Source organism: Bacteroides faecichinchillae JCM 17102, from assembly GCF_000614145.1.
Lineage (GTDB): Bacteria > Bacteroidota > Bacteroidia > Bacteroidales > Bacteroidaceae > Bacteroides > Bacteroides faecichinchillae.
Genome location: NZ_BAKK01000084.1, coordinates 1 through 7,912, shown reverse-complemented (window position 1 = coordinate 7,912; position 7,912 = coordinate 1). Strand labels below are relative to the sequence as shown.

Sequence of the window (7,912 nt, the reverse complement as noted above, 5' to 3'; positions counted from 1 at the left end):
CAACCCTTCTACATCAACAGCTTCTTTATCCAAACGTTGCAGGAATAAAGTTTTACTTTTTTCTTTTTTCCTCCATTTACGAAAAGTACCTTCCTCTATACAAAATGCCATATCCGGAAGTAACAATACCTGGTTCTCAAAATTATCTTTCAATAAATTATAAGATAATAAATCTCTAGCACAAAGAGTTAATCTCTTATGCAGCCTCATTTTATCATTATCTCGACAAATTTGCTCTACATCTTCATAATATACTGTTTGTGGAAAGACTATAATTCGATTATCGGGATAAGATTCTATAACTTTTAATCGAAAATTCTGATGTTCCCGCCACAAATCTCCAAAATTACCACCTCCCTGTAACAGAATGATAGTGTCTGGATCGAGCTTGGGAAATGTGCAAGTGTATAAACTTGCAGAATTTAAACATTTATATGGTAACTTATTAAGGAATTGCCTTTCACCTTCCCAAATTAATATATCACCTATATTATTATAATAAGGTAAATCCCACAATACATAATCATTATCTATTAAAGGAACAAGTTGCTTTTTTATCTCACAATGCAGTTCATTTATTTTCATTTGAAATACCATCATTCACACATGATTTTATTTAACAATAAGTAATATTTTCACAAATATCAATCCAACTTAATATTTACACATTTTTACTACCGTACCTTATCAAAACAAAGAATACTCTCTCTTTAAATCTACTTTTATTTGCTGTGAATCAGTAACCTTCCTAACAATCCACTCATTATCAGCAAGTAATTCATTTTTCTTTTCTACATTCTCTTCATGCAGTATCAAATCATAAAGAGAAAACACCTGCGATAAGCCTTGATTGTCTATAATTGATTTTACTATTTCAAATTTACAACTAACACTATCAAGTTTTCGATTCTGAAAATCAATATGAACAATAATTGAATAGGAAGAACGTATACTGGCATTATCACAACATGAACCTTCAGATCCCGGATACGAACATAAGTCGCCTAAAGAATAAAAAGCGAAATTTTGATTTCCTTTCTTCTTGCTTTTATGAACAACATGAGGATGATTACCTATTACAAAATTGACTCCATTATCCAGCAAATAATCAACAAGAAACGATGTGTATTTATCAGGAACAGCGTTATATTGACCACCACAATGCATACACATAACAACAAAATCAGCTTTCTCTTTAGATTGCTTTATATCATTTCTCAATTGCTTTAGATTAGAATAAAAACGCCATTTATAAGGAATAAAAGAACTAAATATTCGGAACGATTTATTTATGACCCGGTGAAAATAATCATTCTTATTTATTACCTTCTTTTCTTGTGGTTGAAACAAATTCACCATATATCCATCTTCTTCTAAATATTCTTTATTAAAAGAAGAATTTGTTCCATAAGTATACGCTAAGAAAGCAATACGTAATTCACTTATCGTACGTATATAAGATAAATCTCGATCCCTTTGAGTAGCATAAGTTCCAATATGATCAATACCAAATCGGTCTAAAGTCAATAAAGTTTTTAAAAGTCCTTCTTTACCTCTATCTAAACAATGATTATTGGCAGTAGAAAGAAGCTTGAAACCTAAATCTTTTAATGCATATAGCAAAGTTTCAGGAGTATTAAAACTCCATTTTTCATAAGTATATTTCAAGGATTGACCTGCTAATGGTGTTTCCAAATTACTAATAACCATATCCGAATTTTCAAAGATACTTTTTATACCGTAAAATATATCACCAAATCCTCTTTTGCTGCCAAGAGCCTTTAACTGTTCTGACTCAAAATTATATCACCAGTAAAAGACAATCTTATTTTCTCCATAGTTGTGCTTTTACATGAGACATAAAATGATGAATCTTATGCAAAAGGATTATCGTAGATTTATAAAATGTACGATTTATATGCTCAAAATTATAAGAATATATCCAATCAATTTCAGATTTATCTTTTAACAAGTATTTATTGGCTATAAAACGATCTTGAATATTTTTCCAAAGTTCAATATATACATCATTAAAAATAAGTTTAGTACGGATATCCTTACATATATTTTGAAAATCATTATACGTATAACTAAAACCATATTCTAAAGGGTTTTCTCCTTCTGCCAAAATGCCAAAAATAGTTCTATAGCATTTTTCACAATGACAACAATTACCGCCACCTTCAGACTCCCAACAAACACGAAGCTGCACATGTTTTCCCTTTTCTTTTACATAATTACAAATATTGATAATTTTATCTTGACGCGTCCAATCTGATTGGTCATTTCGAACTTGACATGAACTTATACGAAAAAAATTGTCTATAGTAGGAGAACTAGCACAAGCAATTTGCCCCCCCTTCGTATAGGAAGAAGCCAAATAGACCATACGAATTTTTCTGGTAAATGCAATAGGAGCAGCATGAGATATAATCCCTATTCCATGTTGAAAGCCATACCAATATCCATAGCCAGCCTTTTTAACCAGTTGATCTAAAGCTGTTTCTAATACTATTTTACGAAAATTTGTTTTTATAAAACAAGTTTCTAAATCCCATTCCAAAGCAGTGTTCACTATATGATTAGAAACCATTTTCCAACCGCCTATATCTTCATGCTTTACATCTGCTCCCCATAAAGTTAGTAAAATTGGACTTTCTTCGATATGTGCTATTAAAGTAGAAAAAGCATCCACTCCCCCACTAAAAAAGACAGCAGATTGATCTTGAATATCATAATTATGATTAACTAAATGCCCTACTTGAACCTTTCCAGCAAAATCTAAAGTAGGATACATTTTAATATAGCCTTTCTTAAACTCCTCTATACTATTATAAAAAGCAAAATCTAATTCAGGTACTTCTAAGGTTGCATCTAATAACCATACTAAAGGCAATACATTAGCACAAAAAGGTATAACAGCAATAGAAACTGGAATATTTTTTATAGGAATACTATACTCGATCCAAAATGTCGCTTCATCAAAATTTAAATATTCTCTACATTTTCCTTCAGCTATATAAGAAATATCTACCTTATTATCTGTAATAATCACCGATTGAACTTTGATTCTATTCATCATTTCTATTTATTTATAATTTTAGCAATTCTAGTTTTATACATGTTTTGAAAGAAAACTTTTTCTGATTTATATAAACCAATGTAATAAATAAGAACAATAGAAGTAACCAAAGATAAAAGTGACACACAAAATAAACGTAATAAACCATCCTGCATATTCAGTCTTAATAGAATAGGTAAAATACAAGATAACGCCACAACTAATAAACATTTAATAATAACTTTATTAAAATATTCCATTATAGAAAGGGATACAAGTTTATTTACAAAAAGTAATCTAGCAAAAAGAGCTAAAACATAAAGAAGCATTTCAATATAAATTGTATACTCAGGAGAATATCCCAATTTCAAAAAGACATAAGACAAAGGCATACTCAATAAGAAAATACTACTTGTCACCAACTGATATGTTTTTACTTTTCCAGTAGCTAAAACACTAGATAATAATGTGCCAGATAATGTATCTATCAATGTACTAATGATCATCAAACGGCAAAATAATACTCCATAATTTGGAATAACAGTTAGCCAAATTTTCAAGATATAATCTGTCTCTAATAATAAAGGCAATGCTAAAATATAAAGTAACAAAAAGGAATATTTTGAGCTTTGTATAATCAATTTATTCATTCCCAATATATCTTTTGATGCATATGATTTTATAATTTGAGGATTAACCGCAAGCTGAAAATTGGCTACAAATGAAGTTATTGCAGTATTTACTTGCACTGCAATCCCTCTAGCAGCATTTATAGTAGGCCCTAAAAAAATATTTAATAAGATATTAATACCTTGAGTTCTAGCTACAAAAGAAACATTCCCGATCAAGTTCCAACCAGCATATCCCAGTAAAGTCTGACATAGTTCTTTATCCCAAACAAAACGATAAACACATTCTTTAAAAAAAATAAACACAATAAAGTTTGTAAAGGGAGCTAATCAATAATGAAACTATAAATATCAGTAAAGCATATAATTTTAACTCATCAAATGATATCCAGGTAAGCATAAACACTATCAAGAGTTTTAAACAAACTTCAATTATACTAATATAAGCATATATATTCATTCGCTCTCGTGCTATAATAGCGGCATTATAAGGAACTTGAATAATGCCAACCATGGATGTAAAAATGGAAAATTGATATACCCAACGGGCAGCTTCCATTCGTTCTGCCGGAATATTCATTTGTGTATTTAAAAACCACAAACCAATAGTTTCTGCTAAAATCAAAATGATAAATGCTATTAAAATATGAATTGTAAGTGTCAAACTAAATGTCTTTTTCAAACACTCAAAATCATTTCGTCCTATTTCAAATGCTAAAAAACGTTGTGTTGCAGAAGCCATAGTTCCATTTAAGAAAGAAAACATAACAACAATTCCTCCAACCACATTATATATACCAAAGTCCTCAACTCCTAATATTTCTAAAACGACACGAGAAGTATATAATGTTACCAACATGGTTAGTAACATTCGAAAATATAACATGAATGTATTTTTAGCTATACGCTGAGTATCTGTAGCCCCCATATAAAAAACTTAAATTTTCATTTTTATTTCTCTCCAAATACCCCTAATCAATAATAACCATCCTGCTGTACAAAATACAACGATAAAAGCAAATAAGACCATATACACTTTTAACCCCAGACCAGAAGCTTTTAAAGGTATAACAGCCGGCTCTACAACAGCAAACACTGGCTTCTCTTCCTGAACTTTAGCTCTGGCAACTTGCAATTGGTTAGCAACCTGACTATATACTTGATATGCCAAATTCATATCATTTTGTAAACGCTCCTGTTCAGCACGCACACTTTGAAGAATCAAATTATCATGTGTATCCACATATTCAGCATATCTTTTCTGAACTTCATAGTACTCCTGTTTTCTTTCTTCAAATAATTTTTCTAGATAAGCACAATCGTCCTTTGCTTTGGAAGTACGATAATTAATGATATATTCTTGTAAACGATGAACTACAGAATCAGCAACAATTGCAGCTACCTTAGGATTTTGCAGAATAACAGTCACATTGGTAATTGCTGTTTTCTTATCAATAATAGCTGTAATATTTTTCTTCAAAAATGCTACTTTCGCATTTTCTTTATTTGTCAAGCTAATCACTCCACTAGGTTGTCCATTAGTCTCATTAGAAAGTTCTTTGTCAGCAAATAATGATTTCAATCCATTAATTGCCATACCAGGCAAACCTATAACATAACTCCACCAAGGAGAAGATTCATCTTCCAGATAAGTAGATAAAGTCTTTTGGTTGTCTTCATCAACTGTAACCTTCATATTCAGTAATTCCAGCAGAAAAGGAGTAGAAGAAACGATATCAGATGACAAAGAGGCATTCAAAGCATCTGTCCCATCTCCCATTGCAGTAGTTCCTCCCAGAAAAGAGGCTGCAAAACCAGCTATTCCATTCCCTGCCTTATTCGTACCCATCTCTGGAGATAGAGTAACATTCACAGTATATTGCTTAGGGATACTCAAACTCACAATCACACCAATTATCAAACCGATAATAATTGCCTTATAAAGCGTTTTACGGATAGCTATGATTCTACGAAGGATATCTAATAAATCAATTTCTATCTCTTCTGCTTTCTTCTCTAATGCTTTTTCAGACATAAGAATATTATTTCTTTATTAAATTAGCAATAGAAGCAATCATCATACCCATTGTGCTGAAAGAGGTAGCATATCCCAAAATTTCTCCTATATTGGTTCGCTTCTTTGATTTACTTGGAACGATGATCTCACATCCAGGCTCAATCTGCTTCTTTCCATTTCCTTTTACCTTGGTTATCTGCCCATTCATATACACAATAAACTTCTTACTCTTCTTCGCGTTCTCTGAATAACCACCAGACTGATTCAAATAATAATCAATATCCTTACCTTCCAGATAAGAGACTGTATTAGGCATCATTACAGCGCCGTCGATAGTAACCGTATTTGTATTTTTCGGAATAGAAATAATATCACCTTCACGTAAGACAATATCAGCAGAGCCTCTTGGATTAGCCAATGCTTTCTCTAAATCAATACCTACGGTAAATGTATTCTCCACTTCGATACCTAATGAATCAATCATCGCTTCACCTAACTGACGACGCATCAAACGAATGACATCACCCATACGTTTTTTCTCACTCGCATTGGCCACACGAGTTAATTTTGCACCACGCAAATAAGCGTAATTAGTAGTGCCACCAGCTTTGTTGATCAAATCTGATAAACGCTCTTCACGACTAGTCAATGCGTAATTACCACTAAATAAGATTTGCCCCTCTATTGCTACATTCTGTTGAGGTTGGTAACCCGGACTACGACGTACATAAACCTCATCATAAGGTTGGAGTACAAATCCGGGCTGTCCGTCCACCACAAAGCCATCTTTTAAAGAAAAAGTATACATCTGTCCGATAGTATCATTGTTTACAATACTACGGGGATTCTTGATTCGTCTTGTCACATCCACACGAACAGTAGAAGCAGCTTCACGTAACCCTCCTGCCTGAATAATCAGATCTTCCAAAGTCATATTATCAGCATAAGGATAAGAGTCCGGTTTAGCGACTTCACCATGAACCGTTATATTACCGCGATCTTCCAGATCGTGAATGCTAGGGATATAAAGAATATCATTCTTCATCAAGGCGATATTGGGAACTGTACCATCCATGATAGATTTTATATCTATAGGCATTACTTCTGTAGTTAGGTCTTCACGCTGACGATACAAAACAGAACGGTTTAGAAAAGCGTCACCGGTTAAACCTTGGGCTTCATTTACCAATTCACGTATAGTATTGAGTTTTCCACTTAGTTGATAGATACCGGGACGATAAACAGCACCACGAATTTCCAGTTTATTAGTAAAACGGTTCAGAATGGCTTCGGCAGTAACAACATCACCGTTACGCATCTGATAAACACTATAATCTATATCTTTCACAGTATTTACTTCGTATTCCTGCCCATTCTGACGGACAACGCGTAATGAACGAGTATAAGAATCGGCTTCAAAACCACCAGCATATTTAATTAATGTAGAAAGTGTTTCATCTTTCTTCATCTCAAAACGCATAGGACGTTTTACTTTACCACTGATTTTAACTAAGACTTCATAAGCCGGAACAATAATAACATCACCTTCCTGAAGACGAATGTCGTCCTGAGTGTTTCCTTTCATGATAAATTCGTAAACATCAATGCTAGTAATCTTCTTTCCATTCCTTACCAGTTGAACATTACGCAAACTTCCAATGTTGCTAACACCACCGGCACGATATAGTGCATGGAAAACAGTGGAGAAGGAAGAAAGCGCATAAGTACCAGGCTGAACCACTTCACCCATAATATTAATCTGGATAGTACGGATATTCCCTAATGTCAAACGGATATCAGAACTTGGGTCTGTGTTGTTATTCAAACCATTATAGATTTTATTTAGGGATTGTTTTAGATAATCGTTCGCTTCGGAAACTGTTAATCCACTCAAAGAAACAGGACCAATCTTTTGAATATTAATAGTACCTTCCGGAGATATAGCTTGCCGAATAGTATTTTGGCTGGCTCCCCAAATATCAATGATCACTTCGTCTCCCGGACCCAAACGATAGTCGGAAGGAGTAGCCAGATTGACACTAGGCTCGAAAGTCAGGTTTCGGGTATTGAAAATATTACGACCAAACACTTGATCTTCACGAGCCAAATCTTGAGTGGTAGGCTGATCTTCCAACATATCGGAAGTATTCTCCTTCATCTCTTCACGCAAGCGAGATTCATTGACATCCGTTCCGGTAGATTTGG

Annotated in this window: 6 protein-coding genes and 1 pseudogene; all 7 read right to left on the bottom strand. The window is 33.2% G+C overall.

Features of this window, described 5'->3' with window-relative positions; genetic code table 11:
* Positions 1-600 (bottom strand): polysaccharide pyruvyl transferase family protein (locus tag JCM17102_RS20420; protein WP_199901486.1); only part of this gene is annotated, 600 nt, incomplete at its 3' end.
* An 87-nt stretch (positions 601-687) separates the two neighbouring features.
* A pseudogene (locus JCM17102_RS20415) lies at positions 688-1,752 on the bottom strand (CapA family protein); the annotation flags it as partial.
* Between the two features lie 73 nt (positions 1,753-1,825).
* Positions 1,826-3,082: a hypothetical protein gene (locus JCM17102_RS20410; protein ID WP_025076498.1), complete on the bottom strand. Its 1,257-nt coding sequence runs from the start codon at positions 3,080-3,082 to the stop codon at positions 1,826-1,828.
* Positions 3,083-3,084: 2 nt separating this feature from the next.
* Complete coding sequence (locus JCM17102_RS32095) at positions 3,085-3,996, bottom strand: polysaccharide biosynthesis protein (RefSeq protein ID WP_051573043.1); 912 nt, start codon at positions 3,994-3,996, stop codon at positions 3,085-3,087.
* Positions 3,980-4,618, bottom strand: coding sequence for a polysaccharide biosynthesis protein (locus tag JCM17102_RS32090; RefSeq protein WP_051573041.1), 639 nt, complete (start codon positions 4,616-4,618; stop codon positions 3,980-3,982). The genes JCM17102_RS32095 and JCM17102_RS32090 overlap by 17 nt, the downstream gene beginning before the upstream one ends.
* A gap of 9 nt (positions 4,619-4,627) precedes the next feature.
* The gene (locus JCM17102_RS20400; protein WP_025076497.1) at positions 4,628-5,725 is read right to left on the bottom strand and encodes a Wzz/FepE/Etk N-terminal domain-containing protein; all 1,098 of its coding nucleotides are present in this window, start codon (positions 5,723-5,725) and stop codon (positions 4,628-4,630) included.
* Between the two features lie 7 nt (positions 5,726-5,732).
* On the bottom strand, positions 5,733-7,912 hold a 2,180-nt coding region (locus tag JCM17102_RS20395; protein WP_025076496.1), incomplete at its 5' end, for an SLBB domain-containing protein.